Below are 25,624 nucleotides of genomic sequence, written 5' to 3'. Positions count from 1 at the left end.
TGATTATTTTCTTGGATGAAACTCATTGAGGACTTCAGAAAGCTTGGTCCTGTCCAAATGCATATATATTTCCGTAGTCGTAATACTTTCATGTCCCAACATCTGTTGAATAGCCCTAAGATCGGCTCCGTTCGCCAATAAATGAGAGGCAAAGGAATGACGAAAGGTGTGAGGACTAATGATTTTGTTCAACCCAATAGTTTCTGCCAATTGTTTTATAATCGTAAATATCATAGCCCTAGTTAGCTGCCTTCCCCTTCGGTTGAGAAAAAGGTAATCTTCATGACCTTTTTGAATTTTTAGATGAATCCTTTTTTCTTTCTTATAGATATTTATGTATTTTTTATTGATGGCACTAATGGGAACAAAACGTTGTTTGTCTCCCTTTCCAGTTACTTTTATAAAGTCTTCCTCAAAATATAGATCGGAAATCTGAAGGTTTACCAATTCGGAGACCCGTAACCCACAGCCGTAAAGGGTTTCTAAAATGGCTCTATTGCGTTCGCCTTCGTCTTTGGAAAGATCTATAGCTGCAATAAGCGTATTAATCTCATCCTCTGAGAGAGTGTCAGGGAGCTTGCGACCTACTTTTGGGGACTCTATTAAATCCATAGGATTATCTTTTCGGTAATCTTCAAAAATTAAAAAATTAAAAAAACTCTTTAACCCTGATATGATCCTCGCTTGGGATCTGGGATTAATTACTTTGGCAATTTCATAAATAAACTGTTGCACCGTTTCTTTTCCAATCGCAATTGGATTTTCATGGATGTTAGTGTTATTGAGGAAGAGAATCAGTTTTTCAACATCCAAACAATAGTTGTGGATGGAATTTTTGGAAAGCCCTCGTTCTATTTTTAAGTAATACCGATAATCCTGTATAGCCTGCTCCCATTTCATTTTTTAAAGGTATTATTATTCATCGGTGTTTCTAGTGGATTCAACTATAAAAGAGGTGTTTCGCCAATCGATAATCTTCAAAATAGTATGTTTCACCACGCTTTATTTCATTTTTACAACTTTTATTATTTCTACCGTTGTTTTGATTTTAGTATTGCCCTCAAATAAAATAATAATCAAATTTTAAAAGTATGAAAAAAGCAGTTTTAGTTGCAGTATTTGCATTGATTGGTTTTGTTGTACAAGCACAAGAAGGTTTTAAGATAGGCGTAAATGCACAATTACCTGTAGGGGATGCAGCGGATGTCTATCCTTTGGTTTAAGCCTTGATTTGCTATACATGTTCGAAGTTTCTGAAAGTTTTGACGTAGGTATTACTACCGGATTTTCAAATGCGTTTTTGAAAAGTGAGTTTAAAGATTTTGCTGATCCAGCACAGTTTATTCCAATAGCAGCTGCCGCACGTTTCAAAGCTTCTGAGAATTTTTCTGTTGGTGCTGATTTAGGTTATGCATTGGGAATTAATGACGGCAACGACGGAGGGTTTTATTACAGACCCATAGTTGGTTATGACGTTTCTGAAAAGGCACAACTAACACTATCTTATTCTGGCGTGAGTATTAAAGATGCTGATTTCACCTTTTCTACGATCAATTTAGGCGTTCTTTTTTCCTTATAAAGAACAATTAAAGTAAATTATATAAAACGGAAATAGCAATATTTCCGTTTTTTTTATGCATTACTATTTGATATGTTTACAAAACGAATCTAGGTTACTAACTTTATTCCAATATTTTAATTGGAGTGTAAAGGTTAAATACGTGCATCTTTTGAAATAATTTAAAGTTTAAACTCATGAAAATTATTATTATCAATGGTCCCAACCTTAATCTTTTAGGTAAAAGGGAACCCGAAATCTACGGTAGCTCCTCTTTTGAGGATTATTTTACGGAATTGCAGTTCAAATTCAAGGAGGTGCAATTGGAATATTTTCAAACAAATGTAGAGGGAGAGATCATCAATAAACTACATGATTGTGGATTTGAGGGGTATAACGGCATCATTTTAAATGCTGGGGCCTACACACATACGTCCATCGCAATAGGCGATGCCATCAAGGGCATCAAAACTCCAGTGGTAGAGGTACATATCAGCAATACTTTTTCAAGGGAAGATTTTAGGCACGTATCTTATCTTTCACCAGTTGCCAAAGGCGTTATCCTAGGTTTTGGACTAGAAAGCTACAAGCTTGCTGTACAGAGTTTTTTAAGCTGATGGCTTTAAATACTTCTTGTCAATATAAAAAGTGCCAAATGGGAGTAATGAAGCAGTGAACAAAATAATAAATCTTTTAAATCCCCATTTTTTTTCGATTGTCAATAAAACGGCAAGAACTGCGTATCCAATAAATAAAAATCCGTGAGCATAGCCAATATATATATTGGGCTCTGGAATACCGCCTTTATATTTTAAAGGCATTCCCAATCCAAATAAAAGCAAGAAGGATATACCCTCTAAAATGGCAATTAGTCTAAAAATCTTCAACATCTCTTATGTATTAATAAACAAAAAAGGATCACAACGGTGTTGGTCCACAAAACCATTTATAATCCTTTTTTAAAGAAAATATTATAGGTGTATTACTTCGCCATAGGCTTCGGCAACAGCTTCCATTACAGCTTCACTCATAGTAGGATGTGGGTGAACGGATTTAAGAATCTCATGACCGGTTGTTTCCAATTTGCGGGCAACTACTGCTTCCGCAATCATGTCCGTGACTCCTGCTCCAATCATATGGCAACCTAACCATTCACCATATTTGGCATCAAAAATAACTTTAACAAAGCCGTCAGGGGTTCCAGAAGCTTTGGCCTTACCACTCGCAGAGAATGGAAATTTACCAACTTTAAGCTCGTAGCCTTTTTCTTTGGCTTGCTTTTCTGTAAGTCCTACAGAGGCTATTTCAGGAGTACAATACGTACATCCTGGAATGTTGCCATAATCCAATGGTTCAACATGCATACCTGCAAGCTTTTCAACGCAAAGTATTCCTTCAGCCGAGGCAACGTGAGCTAAAGCCTGTCCAGGAGTTACATCTCCAATGGCGTAATAGCCTGGGATATTCGTCTGGTAGTAATCGTTTACCAAAATCTTGTCTCGGTCAACTGCAATACCTACCTCTTCCAATCCAATATTTTCAATATTAGATTTAATACCCACTGCAGAAAGGACAATATCAGCATCGATGATTTCTTCTCCTTTGCTTGTTTTTACGGTCACTTTAACTCCTTCACCGGAAGTATCCGCTTTAGTTACTTCTGAGGAGGTCATGATTTTAATACCCGATTTTTTAAAGGTGCGCTCCAATTGCTTAGAGATATCTTCATCTTCAACTGGGACAATGTTGGGTAAAAATTCTACCACTGTAACGTCTGTTCCCATAGAGTTATAGAAGTAAGCAAATTCTATCCCAATGGCTCCACTTCCAACAATAACCATCTTTTTAGGTTGTTTTTCCAAGGTCATGGCTTTTCTATAACCAATTATTTTTTTACCGTCTTGTGGTAGACTAGGCAACTCCCTACTGCGAGACCCAGTAGCGATAATAATGCTATTGGCGCTGTATTCTGTATCTTTTCCGTCGGCATCGGTTACCATAATCTTTTTTCCAGCCATTAATTTGCCGAATCCGTCTATGACCTCAATTTTGTTTTTCTTCATTAGAAATTGAACCCCCTTGCTCATTCCATCAGCAACATTCCTACTGCGCTTAACTACGGCGTTGAAATCTTTATCGAATCCATCAACGGTAAGTCCATAATCCCCAGCATGCTTCAAATATTCAAATACCTGAGCAGATTTTAAAAGTGCTTTGGTTGGGATACAGCCCCAGTTTAAACAAACGCCACCCAGATTTTCTTTTTCAATTATGGCAGTTTTAAATCCTAATTGTGAGGCTCTAATGGCTGTTACATAACCACCTGGACCACTGCCCAAAACAATAACATCGAAATTGCTCATTTATATATGTTTTAAAATATCTATTTTTTGAAATGCCAAAGTTACAAAACCAAAGCTAAACCCCATAGTAGGGGTTTAAAAATTAGTAGGTCATTTAACGTATTAAATACCATCCCTTCTTTTCTACTGGAATTCTGATCCTTTGGTTTAAAAATAGCTCATACATAAAACAAATAAAACCCATCATGTCCTTGAGGGGAAGAGTAGGTTTTTAATAATAATTAAGTCAACATGAGGTCCCCTACATGTTTTATCTAGTTCAGACAATTATTTTTTGATATCAAAACCAATACTTACAGAATTGATACAATACCGTTGACCGGTTGTCTCTTGCGGGCCATCGTCAAATACGTGTCCCAAATGTCCGCCACAATTGGCACAGACAGTTTCTGTACGTGTCATGCCATTTGTATTGTCTCGGATATATTCAATGGCACCTTCCACAGCTTGGTCAAAACTTGGCCACCCACAACCACTATCAAATTTATTTTGACTTTCAAAGAGTTTAGCATCGCAAGCTTTGCAATGGTAGGAACCATCTTCTGAATGTATGTTGTATTTTCCGGTGTGCGGGTATTCAGTTCCCTTTTTACGTAATATTCTATACTCCTCGTCCGATAATTGAGCTCTCCACTCTTCTTCGGATTTTTCAAGGCTATATTTTTTATCCATGTTATAATAATTTAGGATCGCAATAAATTCATTAAAAAGTTTCTTAGTGCCAATACTTGAAGCTTGTTTGGTGAAAATTTTATTTCTTACCATCAACCATCAACCATCAACCATCAACCATCAACTACTTAGCCGGAATAAATTTCATAGCAGCGCCGTTGATGCAGTGTCTTTTACCTGTTGTTTCTGTTGGACCATCCTCAAACACATGGCCTAAATGTCCACCACAAACTGCGCAATGTTCTTCAGTCCTCTTGTAGCCAATTTTATAATCCACATCATAGGCTACATTACCATCAATGGCTCTGTCAAAACTTGGCCAACCAGTTCCCGAATCAAATTTATACTCTGATTTAAATAAGGGGGTGTTGTCTGCGGCACAGACATAGGTGCCTTTTCTTTTTTCCTTCAGTAGGTCACTTGTAAAAGCTCTTTCGGTCCCTGCTTCTCTAAGTATGTAGTATTGCGAATCCGTAAGGTCCTTCTTCCATTCTTCCTTGGATTTTACAACTTTAAAGTTTTCAGTAGCTTTATTTGCAGCTTGTTTTTTTTCTTGTGAATTTCCTTTACATCCCGTGAGGATAATACAAAAAATTAATGCGATATTCTTAATCATTGTGCAATGTTTTTAATTTCTTACTTAGACGAAAAAATACTTTTTCCTTTCAAATTTAAAGTACTTACGGGAATATTTGCGTTAAGGTTTTGCTAAGTTGGATATATTGAAAAGCAAAAATCCCCAAGTCGTGCAAAGATCTGGGGATTTTTTGATTTTTTTTTGGTTTAGTCCACGATGACTCTCTGAATATCTTTTTCTGAAATGCCTAACGTTTGCATAACCGAGGCTATATTGGATCTGTCCAATTTACCACTTGCAAAGTCAGCAGGCATAATCGCAATTCTAAATACTTGATTGTCAGTATCTCCAGGTGCTAAAGTTCCCAAATCAAAATCAGACTCCAAGAATATATTTACATCTAAAAAGGTATGATCGTAATTGTATTGTAGAATTCCTTGGTTCAATATTCTAGTTTGGGGCAATAATCTCCAAATATCAACAGGCTGCCCGTTGCTATCTTCTGTTTGGTCCCATAAAATAAAGACTAAAACAATATCAGATTCAAAAACCTCTACAGTTTGTGGAAATTCATAAAAAATGGAGTAGTTATTATTTGGGGTGAAATCACCTTGGATTTCCAAAATCTTCCCAACCACGTTAACCCCGTCAAGGCCATCCTGACCGTCAAAGCCATCAAATCCTGGAGGTCCTGCAGGACCTTCGCAAGCCATAATAAAAAGGGCTAAAAATGTTCCTAATACTAAACTGATTTTTTTCATAATGTATGGTTTTAAGTTTTTATATTTATCAAGGACGTATCCCAGTTTCGAATTGCTTTATCTAAACATTCAAAAAGCGTTCCACTTTTTGCAAAACGTAATAAAAAGATAAAAGTTGTTGTAAATTTTGATCCCTAAAGGGAATTGAGCAAACTTGTTTTATATTGCATGAAATAACCAACCCATGCCTGAAGTAGCATCCCATAGTCTATTTTCTAATTTTGACATACACTTATTTAAATCAGGAAAACATTATCGACTTTATGAGAAATTAGGGTCACACCCTATAGTAATAAATGGGGTAGCGGGTACTTATTTTGCAGTTTGGGCCCCTTCTGCCAATGCTGTTTATGTAGTTGGTGATTTTAACTTTTGGCAAGAAGATCATAAATTAAATGTTCGTTGGGATGGAAGTGGTATTTGGGAAGGGTTTATTCCAGGTACTGGTAAGGGAACACTTTATAAATATAAGATTCATTCCAATAATAATGGGATGGTTACCGAAAAAGCAGATCCTTTTGCTAGATCTTGCGAACATCCTCCAAGAACAGCATCGGTGGTTTGGAAAGGTGCTCATACTTGGGGAGATGAAAATTGGATGGAGCATAGGGAAACCAGAAATGGTTTGGACTGTCCCTATTCTATTTATGAAGTTCATTTAGGGTCGTGGAAGCGCAAAAATGATAACGAATTTTTGACTTACAGGGAGCTTGCAGAAGATTTGGTTATTTATGTTAAGGATATGAACTTTACCCATGTGGAATTTATGCCCATTATGGAATTTCCATATGATCCTTCATGGGGATATCAACTTACAGGATATTTTGCACCAACATCTAGATTTGGAAGTCCAGAGGACTTTAAGTTTTTGGTGGATAAATTACACCAAAACGATATTGGGGTAATTCTGGATTGGGTACCTTCACATTTTCCGGAAGACGCGCATGGATTAGGAATGTTTGATGGTTCGCACCTCTTTGAGCACCCGGACAGAAAAAGAGGATTTCATCCAGACTGGAAGAGTCTAATCTTTAACTATGGGAGGAATGAGGTACGTGCATTTTTAATTAGTAATGCACTGTTCTGGTTAGACCAATTCCACGCCGATGCCTTACGTGTAGATGCCGTAGCTTCTATGCTTTACTTGGATTATTCTAGGGAAGAAGGGGAATGGGAGCCCAATTGCTACGGAAACAATGAAAACTTGGAGGCTATTTCTTTTATAAAGGAACTCAATGAGGCTATTTACCTTAACTTTAATGGAGTTCAGACCATTGCCGAGGAATCTACGTCTTTTTCTATGGTCTCACGTCCAGTGAGCATTGGAGGATTGGGATTTGGAATGAAGTGGATGATGGGATGGATGCATGACACTTTAGAATATTTTAAAAATGATCCAATTCATAGGAGGCATCATCAAAATGACCTTACCTTTAGTATGACCTATACGTTTACAGAAAATTTTATGCTTCCCTTTTCACACGATGAGGTAGTGTATGGCAAACAATCTTTATTGTACCGTATGCCGGGGGATGAATGGCAGCGATTTGCAAATTTACGTTTGTTGTATGGATATATGTTTACACATCCTGGCACTAAGCTTTTGTTTATGGGAGCTGAATTTGGTCAGTCGTCCGAATGGAATTTTGAAACCAGTTTAGATTGGCATTTACTGCAATATGATTTACATTCAGGAATACAAAAATTGGTCAAGGATCTAAATAGATTATATAAGGATCATCCTGCATTATATGAAAAACAATTTACCAATGAAGGTTTCCAGTGGATAGATTATGGCGACCATGAAAACTCTGTACTTACCTTTATGCGAAAAGGAATCAATGAAAAGGATGATCTGATTATAGTATGTAATTTCACTCCTATTTTAAGGTTGAAGTACCGCATAGGAATTCAAAAAACCGGAAAATTGAAGGAGATTTTTAATACGGATGATGAAAAATACGGAGGAAGTGGCAGTACCGATAATAAAAGCCCTAAAGTGGAAAGTATCTCTTGGCATGGATATAAGAAATCCATAGCATTAGATATTCCGCCTTTGGGAGTAGTAATAATTAAATAAAACCTAAAAATATTAAGACCACTAAAAAGTTCATTGAGCTGATACTATCCCTTTAGCATTGGTCGTTAATGTATTTTTGGTCTTTTTCAAAACAACTAAGTTATGATCACGAATACCGAACTTGAATATAAGGGGAATCTCTACCCTAATAATATCTCGGATTTTAAAAGAGAAGCGGATAAGTTATTTTTTACGACCGAAAATGGCGTTATTTTGGAAATCACTATCCTTAGGGACAGTGTTGTGCGTTTTAGATATGCCACGGAAAATATTTTTGAACCCGATTTTTCTTACGCCATAAGTGAGGATGCTAGTACAGGGTATAACGAGCTGGAAATTGAGGAGACTCCTACGGAATATTTGATTAGAACGGCCAAACTGAAGATTTTAGTTGATAAGCAGACTTTAAGAACCCAAATTTCAGATTTAGAGGGGAATATCATTAATGAAGATGAACTTGGTTTTCACTGGGAAGAGAACTATCAGTATGGAGGTAATACTGTGAAAATGAGCAAGATTACCCAATCTTCTGAGAGTTTTTATGGCTTGGGCGATAAGGCAACACATTCCAACCTAAAAGGAAAAAGGGTTACAAACTGGGCGATGGACCAGTATGCTTTTGCTAAAGATCAAGATCCACTATATAAGGCGATACCCTTTTATGTTGGGCTTCACAAAGAGAAGGCTTATGGTCTATTTTTCGATAATTCGTTTGGGACCACTTTCGATTTTGCGCACGAAAGAAGAAACATAACCAGTTTTTGGGCAGATGGAGGGGAGATGAACTATTATTTTTTCTATGGTCCAAAAATCGCCAATGTGGTTAAGGCTTATACCGATCTTACGGGGAAGCCAGAACTGCCACCGTTATGGGTTCTAGGCTTTCATCAATCTAAATGGAGCTATTTTCCGGAAAGTAGGGTTATGGAGATCGCAACAAAGTTTAGGGACCTGAAAATTCCATGTGATGCCATTTATTTGGATATCGATTATATGGAAGGTTTCCGATGTTTTACCTGGAACAAAAATTATTTTCCCGATCCTAAAAAAATGGTAAAGGAATTAAGTAACAAGGGCTTTAAGACCGTGGCAATTATAGATCCTGGGATCAAAGTGGATAAGGATTACTGGGTGTATCAGGAGGGAATGGAGAACGACTATTTCTGTAAAAGAGGGGATGGTCCTTATATGCGCGGAAAGGTCTGGCCAGGAGAATGTAATTTTCCTGATTTCACCAATCCTCAGGTTAGAGAATGGTGGGCCGGTCTTTACAAAGAACTAATTGCTGATATAGGTGTAAAAGGGGTCTGGAACGACATGAACGAACCGGCGGTAATGGAAGTGCCGTCAAAGACATTTCCTTTGGATGTGCGTCATGATTATGATGGCAATCCTTGTAGTCATAGGAAGGCACATAATGTTTACGGTACACAAATGGCACGGGCTACCTATGAAGGGGTAAAAAAATTCACGTATCCCAAGAGACCATTTGTTATTACCAGATCGGCCTTTTCTGGAGCACAACGTTATACGTCTACTTGGACCGGTGATAATGTGGCAACATGGGAGCATTTATGGATTGCCAATGTGCAGGTTCAACGGATGTGTATGAGTGGGATGTCCTTTGTTGGATCTGATATTGGTGGCTTTGCAGAGCAGCCCAATGGAGAGTTATTTGCACGATGGATTCAAATGGGTGTATTTCATCCATTTTGTAGGGTACATTCTAGTGGGGATCATGGAGACCAAGAGCCTTGGTCTTTTGACAACGAGGTTACGGACATCGTAAGGAAATTCATTGAGTTGAGGTATCAACTATTACCTTATTTATATACCATGTACTGGAAGTATTGTAAAGAAGGTACTCCCATGATACAATCTTTGGTCTATTTTGATCAAGAAGATCACCAAACGCATTTTAGAACGGATGAGTTTATTTTTGGAGAACAGATTTTGGTTTGTCCAGTACAAGAGCCAAATGCCCAAGGGAGAAGAATGTATATTCCCAGAGGCAAATGGTATAATTTTTGGACAGATGAAATGGTGCTAGGGGGTAAGGAAAAATGGGTAGTGGCTGATATAGATAAAGTCCCTCTGTTCATAAAAGAAGGTGCTTTGGTTCCCAAATATCCCGTGCAACAATACGTTGGTGAATTAGTGGTAAAAGAACTCGTCTTGGACGTCTATTTTAAGAAAGGAACGGAAGACTCAACAGTGTATGAAGATGGTCAGGATGGTTTTGATTACAAAAAAGGCAGGTATAGTCTTAGGAACTTTAAATTAAGGGGAAAAGATGATCAGTTAATCATTCAACAATTTAAGGATGGAACTTTTGTGACCTCTTACGATACTATAAAATTGAAGTTTCACGGCTTACCATTTCAAATAAAAAGCATCCAAGTGGATAACGAATCAGTAACATTTGCAGATGTTAAATTAAATGGTAGTAATTCTATAGAATTGAGCAAAGATTTTACGGTATTGGAGTTAACAGGGATATAATATTTTTGTACTTTCAATCTTTAATAAAGAATACATATCATGAAAAAGATCATATGGGTAGCAGCCCTTATATTAATTGCCTCAGCCTGTAAAACAAATCCTTTTACTGGTCAGCGAACATTAAATTTTTATCCAAACAGTCAAGTGTTTCCAACCGCTTTCGCGCAGTACGATCAATTCTTAGGGGAGAATAAAGTGGTGACGGGAACGGCAGATGCCAAAATGATCACCAAGGTGGGGCAACGCATTGCGGCCGCTTCAGAGCGTTGGTTAACTGCAAATGGTTACGCAGGGTATTTAAAAGATTATAAATGGGAGTACAATCTTGTGAATGACAAGACTGTAAACGCTTGGTGTATGCCAGGAGGTAAGATTGTTTTTTATACAGGTATTTTGCCCATTTGCCAAGGGGAAACTGGTATAGCTGTTGTAATGGGGCACGAGGTGGCACACGCATTGGCAGATCATGGAGCACAACGTATGAGCGCCGGAACTTTGCAACAATTAGGGGCAGTCGCTGGGAACGTTGCTATAAAAGATGAAAGTACTCTTGCTATTTTTAATCAAGCCTATGGCATAGGTACCACGGTGGGAGGAATGCTTCCTTTTAGTAGAAGTCACGAAACAGAAGCCGATAAGATTGGACTTCAGATCATGGCGATTGCAGGGTACAACCCTTATGAGGCGGCAGAACTTTGGAAACGCATGAAAGCCAATAGTGGCGGACAGGCACCACCTGAATTTTTAAGTACCCACCCTTCCAATGACACCAGGATTAATAACCTGACCGTTTGGGCTCCAGAAGCAGTAGCAGAAGCCAAAAAATTTGGAGTTACCTCATTTCAGTAAGGTTATGAACAAATCATTAAGAATATTATTTATATAAATTGATAAGCTGCTCTGGAAAGGGCAGCTTTATTTTTGTCTCATGGGAAGTATCACTTTGGTAAAGGGAAGTAAGAAATTGTTGAATGCCTGGGCATTTTATGATTGGGCAAATTCGGTCTACAGCTTGGTTATAGCTTCTGCAATATTCCCTATTTTTTACGGGGCCTTGTTCCGTAGTGCCAATATAGAAAAAGTTGTTTTGTTTGGAGGGGAAATTGCAAGGGGACCGCTAATTAGTTATGTTACTTCTGCAGCCTTTTTATTCATTGCCATTATTACGCCACTTTTATCGGGAGTGGCAGATTATCTGGGCAACAAAAAACTATTTCTAAAATTTTTCTGCTATTTGGGAGGTGTTTCCTGTATGGGCCTTTATTGGTTTTCTTTAGAAAACATACACTTTGGATTACTCTGTTATTTCTTTGGTTTAGTAGGTTTCTGGGTCAGTTTCGCCTTTAACAATTCTTACCTACCGGATATTGCCTTTCCAGAACAACAGGATGGCATTAGTGCCAAGGGGTTTTCAATGGGGTATATAGGGAGTGTAATCTTGTTGTTATTTAATTTGGCCATGGTGATGAAACCAGACTTTTTTGGGATTACCTCGGATGGCGGTGAAATTGCTGAGATAAAGGCTATGAAGTATTCTTTTCTTTCCGTTGGTATTTGGTGGATGCTTTTTAGTCAATATACATTTTACCATTTGCCCAAGGGCAATAAAAAAGAAGGTCTAAAAGAACATGTGTTCCTCAATGGTTTTGGAGAATTAAAAAGTGTCTGGAGGCAATTGGGTAAAGAAGTTCGTTTAAAAAGGTACCTCGGCGCATTTTTTGTGTATAGCATGGCAGTACAGACCGTAATGCTCATAGCAACTTATTTTGGGGAGGAAGAAATTGGTTGGGGCTCTGATAATGAGCGAACTATTGGTCTTATCATTAGTATTCTAGTGATACAGATTGTAGCTATTCTTGGGGCTACATTAACGGCTAAAGCGTCTAAAGCCTTTGGGAATATTAAAACCCTGATTGTGGTAAATATTTTGTGGATAGCCATTTGTATCTACGCCTATTTTGTGGTTACACCTACGGATTTTTATATTGCCGCCGGATGTGTCGGTATAGTCATGGGAGGAATTCAAGCTCTTTCTAGGTCTACCTATTCAAAATTTATACCTGAAACAAAGGATACAACCTCCTTCTTTAGTTTTTATGATGTTTCTGAAAAAATAGGAATTGTCATAGGTACTTTCATGTATGGTTTTATTGCCCAGCTTACCGGTAGTATGAGAAATGCTACCATTTTTCTTGGTGTATTTTTTATTATTGGAGCTTTTCTTTTAACTAGGGTGCCTAAAAAATAAAAAAGTCCTTTTAAAAGGACTTTTTTAAATACTAATATTAGAATCAGATTAGTCTTTGGTAATATTACCAGATCCCGACGATTTGGTATCTATCTTTTTTGGATTTCCGCGGTAACTGATATCCCCAGACCCAGAAACTCGCGCCTGAATCATTTCGGAAACGGTAACCTTAATATCTGCCGAACCGGATACATTAGCCGTTACATTCTTGGCGGACAATTCATAAGCCTTAACGTCTCCAGACCCGGAAACCCTAACATCAAAATCCCCAGTTCTTCCGTTTAGGGTGATGTCTCCCGATCCTGAAATAGAAGCAGTTATAGAATTTGAAGTGACAGAAAGGGAGATATCTCCAGATCCAGAAATATCTGTTTTGAAATGATCTGTTTCTATGTTTTTTTTACCTACTATATCTCCAGATCCGGACAAGGTAACCGCATCTACACTTTCAACAGGCACGGTGATAAAGATTCCCTGATTCCAAGAAGACGGACTTAAATTCATCCCTTTTTCTACCTTGATGATTAATTTCCCATCTTTTACCTCGGTAATGATATGTTCCAAGAGGTTTTCTTCTCCTTTTAGTATGAGTTTACCTTCTTGGCCATCTATAAGCTCCACATCGAAGAAACCAGAGATGTAAATAGCATCATAAGATTCTGTATTTCTGTTTTCTGTAGTAATATTTCCATTGCCTTTTATTTTTTTACCCCATTGGGCGTTGGTAAATGTTATGCACATCAAAGAAATACCAAGGATTAGATTTTTTTTCATGATTGTAGTGGGTTTAGATTAGTTTTTATTGAAAGATATACTACCATATTCGCTGCTTATGGAAACTTTATTCCCGCTATTGTTCTTCCCATAATAGCCTTTGTAATATTTTTGGTTTGATTTTTCTGTGCTGACACTGATTTCAAAATTTTCTTTGCCACTAACACCAGCATACTGAGCAGTGATCTCAAAATCGAAATTGTATTGGGAGTTGTAGCCAATATGTATACCCATATAATCTGATTTGATCTGCACATTACCTGCATCTGCAGCGAGCTCCTTGATTCTAAGAGAGCCATAGTCTGCAGAGATATCTAAATCTCCATGGATAACACCTAATTTTATAGTTATATAGTCTCCATTTCCTTGAACATTAATTGCTTCTCCTATGTCTATGGAGCCATAATCACTGGAGTATTTTAAATTATCCATTTTTATTACTGTTGCATTGGTATAGTCTGATTTAATGGTCAAATCCCCTGCTTTCTCAATAGTGAAGCCAGAATAGTCAGCGGAAATGCTTCCACTATTCATGAACCCAATGCTGCTTTTAGAGGTGTAGTCAAAATTAAGCTCATTGTTTCTACCTCTTAATTCACCAATCTCCAATCTGCCATAATCACAGTTGATTTTTGCGTGGCCGTCTATCCTGTCCAAAATAATACTACCGTAGTCATTATTGAGGTGGACATTATTTTTTACAGGTACTTTTATGTAATAATCGATCTGCATATTTACATTATTGCTACCCCCCCAATTCCAGTTCCAATTAGTGTTGTTTTGGTTAAAAATTGTTTTGGCCGAGACCATGTCTCTGCCCGATTCAAAATCTACAGAGATTTCATCTAACTTTTTTTGGACTTTATCTTCGTTATTTCCATTGGTCTTGATGCGTACCTCTATCATGATTCTATTTTCGTTCCAAGAGGTAATATTGAGGTTGCCATAACTGTTATCAATTGACATCAAGGCATTGGAATTGACTTCAAATTCTTTCTTTATTGTTTTTTCTTTGGTATACTTTCCTTTTAACTCACCGTTATCGGCATAAGACCATAAAGGGAGTGCAAAAAACAAGATAATACTGGCAATTGGGATGAACTTTTTCATTTTTAATTTTTTAAATTAGAGTGGATGTTTTTTCTTTTTCGTTAATAGCTTGTATCTGTTGTATCTGTTGTAAGACCTCTTGCAATAGAGCTATCCTAGTTTGGAAATTAGTGACCATGGCACTTAATATGAACTTGCTATTACCGCCGTTCAAAAGATCTTGTTCCATTTTTTTATAATCTGTTTCCAATTTTTTCAATTGGAGCATAGCATCTTCCACCATTTGTTTGGTCTCGGGTGAGCTCTCATTTTGTAAGTGCTTGGTCTGCTCGTTGATGAGGTTGGCAAAATAAAATTCTGTCTTGGACGCCTCTGGGGATATTTCTGCAATTTGTTGTTCTCTTGTAGGTTGCTCTATATAAAACCCAACGCCCAAAGAAATTAGTAGTGCGATGGAGGCGGCCATAAGCAATGGTTTCCATCCACCATTGGCCCATCCTCTTCTTGACCTTGTCTTCTGTGTATTTAGTTTCTTAATAAACCTGGCTTCATGACCATAAGAAGGCTCATCCTTATCGAAAGCACCCTTTAAATCGTTGAATATAGTTTCTAAATTGTCCATTGTTACTGTATTACTAGGGTTAATTTTTTTCTAAGGCTCTCCTTTGCTCTAGATATAATAGTTCTGCAATTGGCATAACTAATTTTCATGATTTCGCTTATTTCTTCATAATCATAACCTTCTATTAAAAATAAGGTCAAAGCAACTCTGTAATTGTCCTGTAATTGATTCATGGCAGACATCACTTTTTGAGCCATCATTTCAGTGACTCCATGATCTGGGTCAATACCATCATCATCTTTGACCTTGTACAGCATAGTGTCTAGGGCAACCTCATTTTTTTTCTGCTGCTTACGATAGTGATGTATACTGTTGTTCACCACGATTTTTTTTAACCAGGATCCAAAGGTGACTTCCCCTATAAAGGTGTGCAATTTGGTGAAAGCGCTTAAAAAGGACTCTTGCATGATATCTTCCGCTTCTGCACTATCTTTAACTATCCTCAGGGATGTATTGTACATGCTTTTATAATAGCGGTTGTATACTTCCAATTGCGCTCCTGCGTTACCTTCTTTGCATAATTGTAACAGATCGTTTATATGTTCTCCTTGTTGGCTCAAAAAGTAAATCGTTTGTCTAATAGATGATTTAATTTACGGATTGTTACAGTTTTTCAAAAAATAAACTAGATGTTGGCATAACAATTGTTTTTACATGAGGAAATATGGAGCTGAAATCCCTATTATATTTAGGTTTACGATTTTTCACAGACCTATCAATTATAATTTTAAATAAGATTTCTGTTTTAAAATGACAGAATGACCGAAATAATGCTATGAGTAAATCTAAATTTTTAAATATTGACAGTATGTCACTGCAAGGAATTGACGAGGAATCAGAGTTAATACCCTTAATGACACCTGAAGATGAGGAGGAGATTAATAACGAGGCCTTGCCGGAAATATTACCAATTTTGCCTTTGCGCAATACCGTTCTGTTCCCAGGGGTAGTAATACCAATCACCGCCGGAAGGGATAAATCTATAAACCTCATAAAAGATGCCAATAATGGTTCAAAAGTCATAGGAGTGGTTTCCCAAAAGGATGAAGAGACAGAGAATCCTGGAATCAAGGACATCAATACCTTAGGGACAGTTGCCCGAATACTAAGAGTGTTGCAAATGCCAGATGGGAATACAACGGTCATCATTCAAGGGAAAAAACGCTTCGAAATCGCTGAAGTTCTTACGGAAAAGCCCTATATGACTGCCACGGTCAGGGAAACAAAAGAGGAAAGACCAATAGGCGATAGTCAGGAATTTCTTGCCATTATAGAGTCTATCAAAGAATTGGCATTAAAGATCATCAAGGATAATCCTAATATTCCGAGTGAGGCTTCCTTTGCTATCAAGAATATTCAGAGTAATTCATTTTTGATCAATTTTGTGTCTTCCAATCTTAATCTTGGAGTCAAGGAAAAGCAAGAATTATTGGAAATCCCGAATTTGCAGGATAGGGCCTTGGCTACATTAAAATACATGAATGTGGAGCTCCAAAAATTAGAGCTGAAGAACAACATTCAGAGCAAGGTACGTAGTGATCTAGACCAACAGCAAAAAGAGTATTTTCTTCATCAACAAATGAAAACTATCCAAGAAGAATTGGGTGGTATTTCCTATGAAGAGGAAGTTGATGAAATGGCTCAAAAAGCGAAAGAAAAAAAATGGAACAAAAAGGTATCGGAACACTTCACTAAGGAGTTGGCCAAAATGCAACGCATGAACCCACAGGTAGCCGAATATTCTATTCAAAGAAATTATTTAGAGCTGTTTTTAGAATTGCCTTGGGATGAATTTTCGAAGGATAAATTCGATTTAAAAAGAGCACAAAAAATATTGGACAGAGACCATTATGGCTTGGAAGACGTCAAAAGAAGGGTTATTGAGTACTTGGCGGTTTTAAAGCTCAGAAATGACATGAAATCTCCAATATTATGTTTGTATGGTCCACCAGGTGTGGGTAAAACCTCCTTGGGGAAATCTATAGCCAAAGCCATTGGGAGGGAGTATGTTCGTATTTCACTAGGTGGATTACGGGATGAAGCCGAAATACGCGGCCACAGAAAAACGTATATTGGTGCAATGCCCGGACGTATTATTCAAAGTCTTAAAAAGGCTGGAAAATCCAATCCCGTGTTCATATTGGATGAGATTGATAAATTGACTAACAGTCACCAAGGTGATCCATCATCTGCCATGTTGGAAGTGTTAGATCCAGAACAGAACAATGATTTCCATGATAACTTTTTGGAAATGGGATACGATCTTTCCAAGGTGATGTTCATAGCAACAGCCAATAATTTGTCTGGCATACAGCCCGCTTTATTGGATCGTATGGAAATTATCAATGTGTCCGGATATACCATAGAGGAGAAAGTGGAGATAGCAAAAAGGCATCTTTTACCAAAGCAATTAAAAGAGCACGGACTTACAGATAAAGATTTAAAGATTGCCAAATCACAATTAGAAAAAATAGTGGAAGGGTATACCCGGGAATCCGGGGTACGCTCCTTAGAGAAACAAGTGGCAAAAATGGTACGTCACGCGGCCAAGTCTATTGCCATGGAGGAGGAGTACAATTTAAAAGTGACCAATGAAGACATTGAAATAGTATTGGGACCTGCCAGAATGGAGCGGGACAAATATGAGAGCAATGATGTGGCTGGGGTTGTTACTGGCTTGGCATGGACAAGTGTTGGTGGGGATATCCTGTTTATAGAATCTATTTTATCCAAAGGCAAGGGTACCATGAATATTACAGGAAACCTAGGAAAGGTTATGAAAGAATCTGCCACCATAGCCATGGAATATATAAAGTCTAACGCAGATAGTTTTGGGATAGATTCTGAAGTGTTCGATAAGTATAATGTTCATATTCACGTTCCAGAAGGGGCTACCCCAAAAGATGGCCCAAGCGCGGGTGTCACCATGCTTACCTCTTTGGTATCCTTATTTACACAGAAGAAGGTTAAAAAAAGTATGGCCATGACAGGTGAGATCACTCTTAGAGGTAAGGTGCTTCCAGTAGGTGGGATTAAAGAAAAGATTCTAGCTGCTAAAAGGGCTAAGATCAAAGAGATAATCCTTTGTGAGGACAATAGAAAGGACATTTTGGAAATAAAAGCCGACTACTTAAAAGGTCTAACGTTCCATTATGTAACAGATATGAGCAAAGTTATAGATTTAGCCATTACGGATGAAAATGTAAGGAATGCAAAAAGTCTTTAAACATAGGCTTAGGTATTAGTTCATAGTAGATAATAAGGACAATGGTTCTAGTTTGCCTGGAACCATTGTCCTTTTTTCATGTAAATTGTTAAAGAAATAATTGAATTCTGAGTATTTTTGGCAGATGCAAAAAATAACCATAGCCATTGATGGCTTTTCTTCAACCGGAAAAAGTACGCTTGCCAAGCAACTAGCAAAGGCTTTGGGATATATTTATGTAGACACCGGAGCTATGTATAGGGCTATTGCCTTGTTTGCTATGCGAAATAGGTTTGTGGGAGTGGAAAACGAGAATGTCGCTGCTTTGATAAAATTGTTACCAAATGCGAAGCTAAAATTTGTTTTTAATGAGCAACTTGGTTTTGCTGAGATGTACCTTAATGGTGAAAATATTGAAAAGGAAATTAGGCGCATAGAAGTCTCTAATCAGGTGAGTAGAGTAGCTACTATAGAGGAAGTGCGGCATAAGTTGGTGGACATGCAAAAGGAAATGGGCAAGGATAAAGGTATTGTTATGGACGGCAGAGATATTGGCACCGTTGTATTCCCAGATGCAGAACTGAAAATTTTCATGACAGCTTCCCCTGAAACTAGGGCCTATAGAAGATATAAGGAATTATTAGACAAAGGAGATAAAGTATCCTATGAGGAGGTGTTGAAAAACATCCAAAATAGAGATTATGTAGATTCCCACAGGGAATTCTCTCCATTAAAAAGGGCTGAGGACGCCATTGAATTTGATAATAGTGATATGGGTATGGAGGAGCAATTTGATAGAATATATAATCACTCCCTCCGTGTCATAGAAAAACAATAAAAAAAGGGCAATGTTAAAGGCTTTTTTTAAAAATCTTATGGTTTTGGTATAACCAACACTTGATCAGGATGAATCATGTCCGGATTTTTTAGAATATTGGTATTCGCTTCAAAAATCTTCTTCTATTTCATGGGGTCCACATAATAATGCTTAGCAATCTTACTCAGGGATTCTCCGCTTTTTACAGTATGTCTATGGTAGACAGAATCATCATCAACAGAGATGTTTGCCTTTATATCTGATGGATTATCCCCATCCAATTCCTTTATCTTATACCATAGGAGGTCTTTTTCAAACGGAGTGTTGGCCACACCTTTTATTTTAAGAACACCACCTTCTTCCGATACTTCCCCATCTTTTATACCCAATTTTTCTCCTAGGGTTAAGACACCTTTATATTTGTCTTTAGTACTCATAATTGTTATCTTTATTAGGTTAATATTACAACCTATAAGCCAAGTATTTTCAAGCATTTTTCGAATATTTCTTTCAAAAATCTAATCCAAAGGCAACCTTCTAGAAATAAGGTTTGTAAAACCACTTTTTAGTTGTATTTTTGCACACCTTTTTTACAGAGAGTCAAGAGGAAAGGGTACTAAAGAAAAATTATAAATAACATCTTCTGTAGTAATTGTTTAGCTCTTGAATGGCTACAGAATACAAATTAATTATCAGCAAATGGCTGAAGACAAAACAACAGCGCAAGTAGATGAAACTACTGAAGTCGCTAAAGAAACAAAAGTAGAGACTCAAGTTCAAGATCCAAAAGAATTTTTGGAAAACTTCAACTGGGACAAGTACGAACAAGGTATTGAGCGTGTGGATGATTCCAAATTACAGGAATTTGAAACGTTGGTAGCTAAAAACTTTGTAGATACTGCAGATGAAGAAGTAGTAGAAGGAACTGTAGTTTACCTAACAGATCGTGAAGCTATCATTGACATCAACGCAAAATCTGAAGGAGTTATCTCCCTTAACGAATTTCGTTACAATCCAGATTTAAAGGTTGGTGACAAAGTTGAGGTATTGATCGACATCCGTGAGGATAAAAGTGGACAATTAGTATTATCTCATAGAAAGGCCAGAACTATCATGGCTTGGGATAGAGTTAATGCTGCCCATGACAAAGAAGAAATCGTTAATGGTTTCGTTAAGTGCAGAACTAAAGGGGGTATGATCGTTGATGTTTTTGGCATCGAAGCTTTCTTACCAGGTTCTCAAATTGACGTGAAACCAATTCGTGACTACGATCAGTACGTAGGAAAAACTATGGAATTTAAAGTGGTTAAAATTAACCATGAATTCAAAAACGTAGTAGTATCCCATAAAGCATTGATCGAAGCGGATATCGAAGAACAGAAAAAAGAGATTATCGGTCAACTTGAAAAAGGACAGGTATTGGAAGGTGTTGTTAAAAACATTACTTCTTATGGTGTCTTTATTGACCTTGGAGGTGTTGATGGTCTAATCCATATCACTGATCTTTCTTGGAGTAGAATCAACCACCCGAACGAGGTTGTTGAATTAGACCAGAAATTGAACGTGGTTATCTTGGATTTTGATGACAACAAATCTAGAATCCAATTAGGATTGAAGCAATTGGAGAAACATCCTTGGGATGCCTTGAGCGATGAGATCAAAATTGGTGATAAAGTAAAAGGAAAAGTAGTTGTAATTGCTGATTACGGTGCATTTATTGAAGTAGCTGAAGGAGTTGAAGGACTTATTCACGTTTCTGAAATGTCATGGTCTACACATTTGAGATCTGCACAAGATTTCGTTAATGTTGGAGATGAAGTAGAGGCAGTAGTATTGACTTTGGACAGGGAGGATAGAAAAATGTCCCTTGGTATCAAGCAATTGACTCAAGATCCATGGACTGATATTACTACTAAATATCCAGTAGCTTCTAAGCACAAAGGTATCGTTCGTAACTTCACAAATTTCGGCGTATTCGTTGAAATGGAAGAGGGAATTGACGGTTTGATCTACATTTCAGATCTTTCTTGGACTAAGAAAATCAAGCATCCATCAGAATTTGTTACCGTAGGTGACACATTGGAAGTGGAAGTATTGGAATTGGACGTTGAAGGACGTAAATTGAGCTTGGGCCACAAACAGACTACTGTTAACCCATGGGACAAATACGAAACTGAATTTGCATTGGATACCCTACATAAAGGTGCCATCGCAGAAATCGTTGACAAAGGAGCTACCGTTAACTTTAATGAGGACATCGTTGCATTTGTACCGACACGTCACTTAGAAAAAGAAGATGGTAAGAAACTTGCTAAAGGTGAAGAGGCAGAATTCAAGATAATTGAATTCAACAAAGAATTCAAAAGAGTTGTCGCTAGCCATACAGCAATCTTTAGGGAAGAAGAGCAACGTAATGTAAAGGCTGCAGTTAAGAAAGCTGCTGCAAGTGCAGATGAGGCAAAACCAACTCTTGGTGATGCAAACGTGGCACTACAAGCGTTGAAAGATAAAATGGAAGCTGCTGCCAAGAAAAAGTAAGCATCTGTTTATTCATAACTGAAAAGCTCGGACAATTTGTCCGAGCTTTTTTTGTTTACGTATTAAAAAAGAGATGGTCTACTCTTTAATTTACCGCTAGAATATTGGAGAGAAATCCCTATTTTTGTTATTCATTGCAATCGGTTTTCCAACATATGAGTCAAAAAGTACTACTTTCCTCAAAAGAAATACATATTATCCTTCACCGATTGGCTTGCCAACTATTAGAGAATCATTTGGATTTTAGCAATACGGTGCTGATTGGACTTCAGCCCAGAGGTACTTTTTTGGCCGAACGTCTAGCTAAAATTTTAAAAGAAGAGTACGGGATAAAAACAATAGAACTAGGGTTTTTAGATATTACCTTCTACAGAGATGATTTTAGAAGGGGTAACAAGCCGTTAGAGGCCAATGAAACTAAGATGGACTTTCTTGTTGATGATAAAAAGGTGGTCTTAATAGACGATGTATTATATACAGGGCGTAGCATCCGTGCAGCATTGACTGCAATTCAATCCTTTGGCAGGCCTTTGGAGATTGAATTATTAACCTTGATAGATAGGAGGTTTAGTCGTCATTTGCCCATTCAACCCAATTATAGGGGTAGGCAGGTAGATGCTATAAACGACGAGAAGGTAAAGGTAATGTGGAAAGAAAATGATGGGGAGGATACCATTTATTTGATCAATAAATAAAACAGGATTTGCACATAAATATCTTTGTAGGTTTTAATTGTGCACTGTAATAAATAGAAATTAAAGAATATGAGCGAACTAAGTGTAAAGCACTTGCTAGGAATTAAGTATCTAAATGAAAAAGATATTCAGCTCATTTTTGAAACTGCCGATCAGTTTAAGGAAGTAATCAATAGGTCCATTAAAAAGGTGCCTTCTCTTCGTGATATTACCATTGCCAATATTTTTTTTGAAAACAGTACCAGAACCAGATTGTCATTTGAATTGGCGGAGAAACGGTTATCAGCCGATATAGTGAATTTTTCAGCGGCCCAATCCTCAGTAAAAAAGGGTGAAACTTTAATAGATACAGTTAATAATATCCTCTCCATGAAAGTAGATATGGTGGTCATGCGCCATCCGAATCCTGGAGCGGGTATTTTTCTATCTAAACACGTAAAGGCCTCCATTGTAAATGCCGGAGACGGGGCACACGAACATCCTACCCAAGCCTTATTGGATTCTTATTCCATAAGGGAAAAATTGGGAGGTGTTGCAGGAAAAAACGTGGTTATTGTGGGCGATATTCTTCATTCAAGGGTAGCTTTGTCCAATATATTTGCTTTAAAGCTGCAAGGGGCCAACGTAAAGGTTTGTGGTCCGAAAACTTTGATCCCCAAACATATTGAATCATTGGGGGTAACAGTGGAGACCGATTTAAGAAAGGCGCTTAATTGGTGCGATGTGGCAAATATGCTACGTATACAGAACGAACGCATGGACATCAGTTATTTTCCAACAACAAGGGAGTATACACAACAGTTTGGGGTAAATAAAAAGCTTTTGGATAGTTTGGACAAAGAAATAGTGATCATGCACCCAGGCCCCATCAACAGGGGTGTAGAGATAACCAGTGATGTTGCCGATTCCAAACAATCTATTATTCTCAATCAGGTGGAAAACGGAGTGGCTATTCGGATGGCAGTAATTTATTTATTAGCTTCAAAAATAAAATAATATGCTATGATTTTCAACAGAGAAGACACCACAACCATTGTTCTACAGGAAAACACCTCCTTAAAAGTATTCTTGGAAAATTTAAAATTAGGGTATTTGAAAATTAAGAATGATAATATAATAGTTAATCTATTTTCCTTTTCGAAACTTACTGCCAACGATGTCCTTGAATTTCATGAGCTTTCTGTTGCCCACAGAAAATCAAAGAAATCGTTCGTTTTGGTTACGGATAAAGTGACCTATGAAGAGGTTCCTGACCATATAATCGTAGTGCCTACCATCCAAGAAGCTCGGGATGTTATTGAGATGGAGGAGATAGAGCGAGATTTAGATTTGGAGGAATAGGAGACTAACTTCTAAATAATTATAGGTAAATGTCTGTAGGTATTTTAATCTCGCTGGACACGCCTAAACTTAGAAATTACATGAAATTACACATCTTAGGTTGTTATGCTGCTACACCCAGAACTTTTACCAATCCAACCGCACAAGTCCTTGAAATTAAAAACCATTTATTTTTAATTGATTGCGGAGAGGGTACTCAGGTACAGCTAAGAAAACATAAAATAAAATTTTCTCGTATCCAGCATATCTTTATCTCCCATTTACACGGAGATCATTTTTTTGGTCTTCCAGGCTTAATTTCTACATTCCGATTATTAGGTCGTAAGACGGATTTGCATATTTATGGTCCAAAGGGAATAAAAGAGGCCGTGACCTTACTCTTAAAACTTGGTGATTCATGGACAAATTACCTATTGATATTTCATGAACTTACGTCCAAGGAGTCCGATCTAGTTTTTGAAGATGAGAAAGTAACTGTGAATACAATTCCATTGGACCATAGGGTGTATACGAATGGTTTTCTTTTTCGGGAAAAACCTGCAGAACGAAAACTAAATATTGAGGAGGTAAAGAAGCATCAAATAGATACGTGTTACTATCAGAATATTAAGAGTGGTAAGGATATTGTTTTGGATACTGGTGTTATTGTGCCTAATCATAAACTCACCCTAGACCCACCAAGACCCAAAAGCTACGCCTTCTGCAGTGATACCGCATATAAGCCTTCTATAGTGCCGCAAATCAATGAAGTTGATGTGTTGTATCATGAATCTACATTTTTGGAATCAGAACAGCTTATGGCCCCAAAAACCAAACATGCTACCGCTAAAGAAGCGGCAAATATAGCTAAGGCAGCTAACGTAGGTCTTCTAATTTTAGGCCATTACTCCACCCGATATGCGTCCATTGAGCTTTTTAAGGAAGAGGCAATGGAGGTTTTTGAACGTGTTGAATTAGCAGATGACGGTAAATCATTTGACTTTAGCTAACCATTTTTGAGGTACTTGATCTTTCTTTGAAATTTATAGTTTAATGGACTAAAAAGTTCAACAAGGACCTTTTTCCTTTACATAGCCAAAAATTTGATAAAAAGCGTTTAGACTTTTCGTGATTTGCGTTCTTTTCCCCATTTTTGTTACCGCGTGGCTAGTCACGAGTTAATCGAAGATTAAATGCAAAAAGATTTAGGCAATTATAGAAAGAGCTATGAAAAAAGTGCCTTGGAGGAGGATACTATTTCGGACAATCCAATAGAATTATTTCAAAAGTGGTTTTATGAGGTAGAAGCTTCGGAGGGAGTTGATGAACCTAATGCTATGACCATATCAACCATTGGTGTGGACGGTTTTCCAAAAAGTAGGGTAGTGCTTCTTAAAAAGTATACCCATGAAGGATTTATTTTCTATACAAATTACACCAGTGAGAAGGGAAGGGCAATAGCCGATAATCCGAACGTTTGCCTCTCCTTTTTTTGGCCAAATATGGAAAGACAGATCATCATTAAGGGCAAGGCCGAGAAATTGGCGGAAAACCTTTCCGATGGCTATTTCGAATCAAGGCCAGAAGGCAGTAAACTTGGGGCAATTGTTTCTGATCAAAGTAGTGTGATCCCCTCAAGAAAAGTATTAGAGGAAAAATTGAAAGCTTTGGAAAAGGAATTTCAAGGCAAAGAGATTACAAGACCTGATTTCTGGGGGGGGTATATGGTAAAACCAGTGTCCATAGAATTTTGGCAAGGAAGACCCAATAGATTACATGACAGGGTAAGATACACCATGCAAGAAGATTACAATTGGAAAATAGAGCGTTTAGCACCTTAAA

The 25,624-nt window shown here is 37.5% G+C and carries 25 protein-coding genes and 1 pseudogene; 15 read left to right on the top strand and 11 right to left on the bottom strand.

Annotated features, from left to right (window positions below; genetic code table 11):
• Positions 1 to 3: 3 nt before the first annotated feature.
• The gene (xerA, locus tag ABXZ36_RS10700; RefSeq protein WP_354615526.1) at positions 4 to 900 is read right to left on the bottom strand and encodes a site-specific tyrosine recombinase/integron integrase; all 897 of its coding nucleotides are present in this window, start codon (positions 898 to 900) and stop codon (positions 4 to 6) included.
• Positions 901 to 1,091: 191 nt separating this feature from the next.
• On the opposite strand from xerA, the gene ABXZ36_RS10695 reads away from it, so the two are divergent.
• The 3 genes from ABXZ36_RS10695 to aroQ all read left to right on the top strand — a co-directional run bounded on the left by ABXZ36_RS10695 (position 1,092) and on the right by aroQ (position 2,175).
• Positions 1,092 to 1,223, top strand: coding sequence for a hypothetical protein (locus ABXZ36_RS10695; RefSeq protein WP_354615525.1), 132 nt, complete (start codon positions 1,092 to 1,094; stop codon positions 1,221 to 1,223).
• 17 nt (positions 1,224 to 1,240) lie between these two features.
• Positions 1,241 to 1,579 carry an outer membrane beta-barrel protein gene (locus ABXZ36_RS10690; protein ID WP_354615524.1) on the top strand — a complete coding sequence of 113 codons (339 nt, stop codon included), beginning with the start codon at positions 1,241 to 1,243 and terminating at the stop codon, positions 1,577 to 1,579.
• Between the two features lie 176 nt (positions 1,580 to 1,755).
• Positions 1,756 to 2,175 carry a type II 3-dehydroquinate dehydratase gene (aroQ, locus tag ABXZ36_RS10685; RefSeq protein ID WP_354615522.1) on the top strand — a complete coding sequence of 140 codons (420 nt, stop codon included), beginning with the start codon at positions 1,756 to 1,758 and terminating at the stop codon, positions 2,173 to 2,175.
• Here aroQ and ABXZ36_RS10680 read toward each other — a convergent pair.
• The 5 genes from ABXZ36_RS10680 to ABXZ36_RS10660 all read right to left on the bottom strand — a co-directional run bounded on the left by ABXZ36_RS10680 (position 2,167) and on the right by ABXZ36_RS10660 (position 5,931).
• Positions 2,167 to 2,448 carry a DUF3817 domain-containing protein gene (locus ABXZ36_RS10680; protein WP_354615520.1) on the bottom strand — a complete coding sequence of 94 codons (282 nt, stop codon included), beginning with the start codon at positions 2,446 to 2,448 and terminating at the stop codon, positions 2,167 to 2,169. The genes aroQ and ABXZ36_RS10680 overlap by 9 nt on opposite strands.
• A gap of 81 nt (positions 2,449 to 2,529) precedes the next feature.
• Entirely contained in the window at positions 2,530 to 3,921 is a 1,392-nt protein-coding gene (lpdA, locus tag ABXZ36_RS10675) for a dihydrolipoyl dehydrogenase (RefSeq protein WP_354615519.1), read from the bottom strand.
• A 267-nt stretch (positions 3,922 to 4,188) separates the two neighbouring features.
• On the bottom strand, positions 4,189 to 4,593 hold the full coding sequence (gene msrB, locus ABXZ36_RS10670; RefSeq protein ID WP_354615517.1) for a peptide-methionine (R)-S-oxide reductase MsrB: 405 nt from the start codon (positions 4,591 to 4,593) through the stop codon (positions 4,189 to 4,191).
• A gap of 124 nt (positions 4,594 to 4,717) precedes the next feature.
• A complete protein-coding gene (msrB, locus tag ABXZ36_RS10665; RefSeq protein ID WP_354615516.1) occupies positions 4,718 to 5,209 on the bottom strand; it encodes a peptide-methionine (R)-S-oxide reductase MsrB in 492 nt (163 codons plus the stop codon).
• Between the two features lie 167 nt (positions 5,210 to 5,376).
• Positions 5,377 to 5,931, bottom strand: a complete 555-nt coding sequence (locus ABXZ36_RS10660) for a collagen-like triple helix repeat-containing protein (RefSeq protein ID WP_354615515.1) — start codon at positions 5,929 to 5,931, stop codon at positions 5,377 to 5,379.
• Between the two features lie 184 nt (positions 5,932 to 6,115).
• Between ABXZ36_RS10660 and glgB the strand changes: the two genes are divergently transcribed.
• From glgB to ABXZ36_RS10640, 4 genes are all read left to right on the top strand, one after another.
• Positions 6,116 to 8,011, top strand: coding sequence for a 1,4-alpha-glucan branching protein GlgB (gene glgB / locus ABXZ36_RS10655; RefSeq protein ID WP_354615514.1), 1,896 nt, complete (start codon positions 6,116 to 6,118; stop codon positions 8,009 to 8,011).
• Positions 8,012 to 8,113: 102 nt separating this feature from the next.
• Entirely contained in the window at positions 8,114 to 10,513 is a 2,400-nt protein-coding gene (locus tag ABXZ36_RS10650; RefSeq protein ID WP_354615513.1) for a glycoside hydrolase family 31 protein, read from the top strand.
• A 39-nt stretch (positions 10,514 to 10,552) separates the two neighbouring features.
• Positions 10,553 to 11,362, top strand: coding sequence for a M48 family metallopeptidase (locus ABXZ36_RS10645; RefSeq protein WP_354615512.1), 810 nt, complete (start codon positions 10,553 to 10,555; stop codon positions 11,360 to 11,362).
• Positions 11,363 to 11,441: 79 nt separating this feature from the next.
• Complete coding sequence (locus ABXZ36_RS10640; protein WP_354615510.1) at positions 11,442 to 12,761, top strand: MFS transporter; 1,320 nt, start codon at positions 11,442 to 11,444, stop codon at positions 12,759 to 12,761.
• A gap of 48 nt (positions 12,762 to 12,809) precedes the next feature.
• Here the strand turns inward: ABXZ36_RS10640 and ABXZ36_RS10635 are convergent, their stop codons facing one another.
• The 4 genes from ABXZ36_RS10635 to ABXZ36_RS10620 are packed head-to-tail and all read right to left on the bottom strand — an operon-like array spanning position 12,810 to position 15,767.
• The gene (locus ABXZ36_RS10635; protein WP_354615508.1) at positions 12,810 to 13,535 is read right to left on the bottom strand and encodes a head GIN domain-containing protein; all 726 of its coding nucleotides are present in this window, start codon (positions 13,533 to 13,535) and stop codon (positions 12,810 to 12,812) included.
• Positions 13,536 to 13,553: 18 nt separating this feature from the next.
• Complete coding sequence (locus tag ABXZ36_RS10630) at positions 13,554 to 14,645, bottom strand: DUF4097 family beta strand repeat-containing protein (RefSeq protein ID WP_354615506.1); 1,092 nt, start codon at positions 14,643 to 14,645, stop codon at positions 13,554 to 13,556.
• A 10-nt stretch (positions 14,646 to 14,655) separates the two neighbouring features.
• Entirely contained in the window at positions 14,656 to 15,207 is a 552-nt protein-coding gene (locus tag ABXZ36_RS10625) for a hypothetical protein (RefSeq protein ID WP_354615504.1), read from the bottom strand.
• Positions 15,208 to 15,209: 2 nt separating this feature from the next.
• Complete coding sequence (locus ABXZ36_RS10620) at positions 15,210 to 15,767, bottom strand: RNA polymerase sigma factor (protein WP_354615503.1); 558 nt, start codon at positions 15,765 to 15,767, stop codon at positions 15,210 to 15,212.
• A 215-nt stretch (positions 15,768 to 15,982) separates the two neighbouring features.
• Between ABXZ36_RS10620 and lon the strand changes: the two genes are divergently transcribed.
• Together lon and cmk are read left to right on the top strand one after the other, a co-directional pair.
• On the top strand, positions 15,983 to 18,433 hold the full coding sequence (gene lon / locus ABXZ36_RS10615; RefSeq protein ID WP_354615502.1) for an endopeptidase La: 2,451 nt from the start codon (positions 15,983 to 15,985) through the stop codon (positions 18,431 to 18,433).
• Positions 18,434 to 18,557: 124 nt separating this feature from the next.
• Positions 18,558 to 19,250, top strand: coding sequence for a (d)CMP kinase (cmk, locus tag ABXZ36_RS10610; RefSeq protein WP_354615501.1), 693 nt, complete (start codon positions 18,558 to 18,560; stop codon positions 19,248 to 19,250).
• 35 nt (positions 19,251 to 19,285) lie between these two features.
• Here the strand turns inward: cmk and ABXZ36_RS10605 are convergent.
• Positions 19,286 to 19,666 (bottom strand): annotated as a pseudogene (locus ABXZ36_RS10605) (LysM peptidoglycan-binding domain-containing protein).
• A gap of 262 nt (positions 19,667 to 19,928) precedes the next feature.
• On the opposite strand from ABXZ36_RS10605, the gene rpsA reads away from it, so the two are divergent.
• The 6 genes from rpsA (at position 19,929) to pdxH (ending at position 25,623) form a co-directional block, all read left to right on the top strand.
• On the top strand, positions 19,929 to 21,767 hold the full coding sequence (gene rpsA, locus ABXZ36_RS10600; protein ID WP_354615500.1) for a 30S ribosomal protein S1: 1,839 nt from the start codon (positions 19,929 to 19,931) through the stop codon (positions 21,765 to 21,767).
• Between the two features lie 155 nt (positions 21,768 to 21,922).
• On the top strand, positions 21,923 to 22,462 hold the full coding sequence (gene pyrR / locus ABXZ36_RS10595) for a bifunctional pyr operon transcriptional regulator/uracil phosphoribosyltransferase PyrR (protein ID WP_354615499.1): 540 nt from the start codon (positions 21,923 to 21,925) through the stop codon (positions 22,460 to 22,462).
• 69 nt (positions 22,463 to 22,531) lie between these two features.
• On the top strand, positions 22,532 to 23,458 hold the full coding sequence (locus tag ABXZ36_RS10590) for an aspartate carbamoyltransferase catalytic subunit (RefSeq protein WP_354615498.1): 927 nt from the start codon (positions 22,532 to 22,534) through the stop codon (positions 23,456 to 23,458).
• Positions 23,459 to 23,464: 6 nt separating this feature from the next.
• Positions 23,465 to 23,803: a ribonuclease Z gene (locus ABXZ36_RS10585; protein ID WP_354615497.1), complete on the top strand. Its 339-nt coding sequence runs from the start codon at positions 23,465 to 23,467 to the stop codon at positions 23,801 to 23,803.
• A gap of 80 nt (positions 23,804 to 23,883) precedes the next feature.
• Positions 23,884 to 24,792: a ribonuclease Z gene (locus ABXZ36_RS10580; RefSeq protein WP_354615495.1), complete on the top strand. Its 909-nt coding sequence runs from the start codon at positions 23,884 to 23,886 to the stop codon at positions 24,790 to 24,792.
• 183 nt (positions 24,793 to 24,975) lie between these two features.
• Positions 24,976 to 25,623 (top strand): pyridoxamine 5'-phosphate oxidase, encoded by a 648-nt coding sequence (pdxH, locus tag ABXZ36_RS10575; RefSeq protein WP_354615494.1) that lies wholly within the window; start codon positions 24,976 to 24,978, stop codon positions 25,621 to 25,623.
• Position 25,624 lies beyond the last annotated feature (1 nt).

It is taken from the genome of Sediminicola arcticus, assembly GCF_040566695.1.
Taxonomy (GTDB): Bacteria; Bacteroidota; Bacteroidia; order Flavobacteriales; family Flavobacteriaceae; genus Sediminicola; species Sediminicola arcticus.
Note: the sequence above shows the minus strand (reverse complement) of the source record. Positions and strands in the feature narration are given on the sequence as shown.

What these genes read in the sequence shown, in the direction of transcription:
- xerA (WP_354615526.1), bottom strand. Translation starts at nt 900, where the DNA reads ATGAAATGGGAGCAGGCTATACAGGATTATCGGTATTACTTAAAAATA.
- ABXZ36_RS10695 (WP_354615525.1), top strand. Translation starts at nt 1,092, where the DNA reads ATGAAAAAAGCAGTTTTAGTTGCAGTATTTGCATTGATTGGTTTTGTT.
- ABXZ36_RS10690 (WP_354615524.1), top strand. Translation starts at nt 1,241, where the DNA reads ATGTTCGAAGTTTCTGAAAGTTTTGACGTAGGTATTACTACCGGATTT.
- aroQ (WP_354615522.1), top strand. Translation starts at nt 1,756, where the DNA reads ATGAAAATTATTATTATCAATGGTCCCAACCTTAATCTTTTAGGTAAA.
- ABXZ36_RS10680 (WP_354615520.1), bottom strand. Translation starts at nt 2,448, where the DNA reads ATGTTGAAGATTTTTAGACTAATTGCCATTTTAGAGGGTATATCCTTC.
- lpdA (WP_354615519.1), bottom strand. Translation starts at nt 3,921, where the DNA reads ATGAGCAATTTCGATGTTATTGTTTTGGGCAGTGGTCCAGGTGGTTAT.
- msrB (WP_354615517.1), bottom strand. Translation starts at nt 4,593, where the DNA reads ATGGATAAAAAATATAGCCTTGAAAAATCCGAAGAAGAGTGGAGAGCT.
- msrB (WP_354615516.1), bottom strand. Translation starts at nt 5,209, where the DNA reads ATGATTAAGAATATCGCATTAATTTTTTGTATTATCCTCACGGGATGT.
- ABXZ36_RS10660 (WP_354615515.1), bottom strand. Translation starts at nt 5,931, where the DNA reads ATGAAAAAAATCAGTTTAGTATTAGGAACATTTTTAGCCCTTTTTATT.
- glgB (WP_354615514.1), top strand. Translation starts at nt 6,116, where the DNA reads ATGCCTGAAGTAGCATCCCATAGTCTATTTTCTAATTTTGACATACAC.
- ABXZ36_RS10650 (WP_354615513.1), top strand. Translation starts at nt 8,114, where the DNA reads ATGATCACGAATACCGAACTTGAATATAAGGGGAATCTCTACCCTAAT.
- ABXZ36_RS10645 (WP_354615512.1), top strand. Translation starts at nt 10,553, where the DNA reads ATGAAAAAGATCATATGGGTAGCAGCCCTTATATTAATTGCCTCAGCC.
- ABXZ36_RS10640 (WP_354615510.1), top strand. Translation starts at nt 11,442, where the DNA reads ATGGGAAGTATCACTTTGGTAAAGGGAAGTAAGAAATTGTTGAATGCC.
- ABXZ36_RS10635 (WP_354615508.1), bottom strand. Translation starts at nt 13,535, where the DNA reads ATGAAAAAAAATCTAATCCTTGGTATTTCTTTGATGTGCATAACATTT.
- ABXZ36_RS10630 (WP_354615506.1), bottom strand. Translation starts at nt 14,645, where the DNA reads ATGAAAAAGTTCATCCCAATTGCCAGTATTATCTTGTTTTTTGCACTC.
- ABXZ36_RS10625 (WP_354615504.1), bottom strand. Translation starts at nt 15,207, where the DNA reads ATGGACAATTTAGAAACTATATTCAACGATTTAAAGGGTGCTTTCGAT.
- lon (WP_354615502.1), top strand. Translation starts at nt 15,983, where the DNA reads ATGAGTAAATCTAAATTTTTAAATATTGACAGTATGTCACTGCAAGGA.
- cmk (WP_354615501.1), top strand. Translation starts at nt 18,558, where the DNA reads ATGCAAAAAATAACCATAGCCATTGATGGCTTTTCTTCAACCGGAAAA.
- rpsA (WP_354615500.1), top strand. Translation starts at nt 19,929, where the DNA reads ATGGCTGAAGACAAAACAACAGCGCAAGTAGATGAAACTACTGAAGTC.
- pyrR (WP_354615499.1), top strand. Translation starts at nt 21,923, where the DNA reads ATGAGTCAAAAAGTACTACTTTCCTCAAAAGAAATACATATTATCCTT.
- ABXZ36_RS10590 (WP_354615498.1), top strand. Translation starts at nt 22,532, where the DNA reads ATGAGCGAACTAAGTGTAAAGCACTTGCTAGGAATTAAGTATCTAAAT.
- ABXZ36_RS10585 (WP_354615497.1), top strand. Translation starts at nt 23,465, where the DNA reads ATGATTTTCAACAGAGAAGACACCACAACCATTGTTCTACAGGAAAAC.
- ABXZ36_RS10580 (WP_354615495.1), top strand. Translation starts at nt 23,884, where the DNA reads ATGAAATTACACATCTTAGGTTGTTATGCTGCTACACCCAGAACTTTT.
- pdxH (WP_354615494.1), top strand. Translation starts at nt 24,976, where the DNA reads ATGCAAAAAGATTTAGGCAATTATAGAAAGAGCTATGAAAAAAGTGCC.